Source organism: Mesorhizobium sp. ArgA1 (genome assembly GCF_053714375.1).
In genome coordinates this window covers 1-758 of sequence record NZ_JBSKBQ010000114.1, presented here as the reverse complement: position 1 = coordinate 758, position 758 = coordinate 1, and the positions used below count along the sequence as shown (strand labels likewise).

Sequence of the window (758 nt, the reverse complement as noted above, 5' to 3'; positions counted from 1 at the left end):
CGCGAAGTTGCTTCGAAGACCAACGACATCGCCGGCGACGGCACCACGACCGCGACCGTTCTGGCGCAGTCGATCGTCGAGGAAGGCCACAAGGCCGTTGCCGCCGGCATGAACCCGATGGACCTGAAGCGCGGTATCGACCTTGCGGTTATCGACGTCGTCGCGACGCTGATCAAAAACGCCAAGAAGATCAAGACCTCGGAAGAGGTTGCCCAGGTCGGCACCATCGCCGGCAATGGCGACGCCTCGGTCGGCGCCATGATCGCCGAAGCGATGCAGAAGGTCGGCAACGAAGGCGTCATCACGGTCGAGGAAGCCAAGACCGCCGAGACCGAACTCGAAGTCGTCGAAGGCATGCAGTTCGACCGCGGCTATCTCTCGCCCTACTTCGTGACCAACGCCGACAAGATGGTTGCAGAGCTCGAGGACGTCTACATCCTCCTGCACGAGAAGAAGCTGTCCAACCTGCAGGCCATGCTGCCGGTCCTCGAAGCCGTCGTGCAGACCTCGAAGCCGCTGCTCATCATCTCCGAAGACGTCGAAGGCGAGGCCCTGGCCACGCTGGTCGTCAACAAGCTGCGTGGTGGCCTGAAGATCGCCGCCGTCAAGGCGCCGGGCTTCGGTGATCGCCGCAAGGCCATGCTGGAAGACATCGCCATCCTCACCGGTGGCCAGGTCATCTCGGAAGACCTCGGCATCAAGCTCGAGAACGTCGGCCTCAACATGCTCGGCCGCGCCAAGAAGGTGTCGATCTCCAA

1 protein-coding gene is annotated in these 758 nt (G+C 62.5%); it reads left to right on the top strand.

Annotated elements, in window-relative coordinates:
• A partial coding sequence (gene groEL, locus ACWGTI_RS32585; protein ID WP_454590670.1) for a chaperonin GroEL occupies positions 1–758 on the top strand: 758 nt, incomplete at both ends.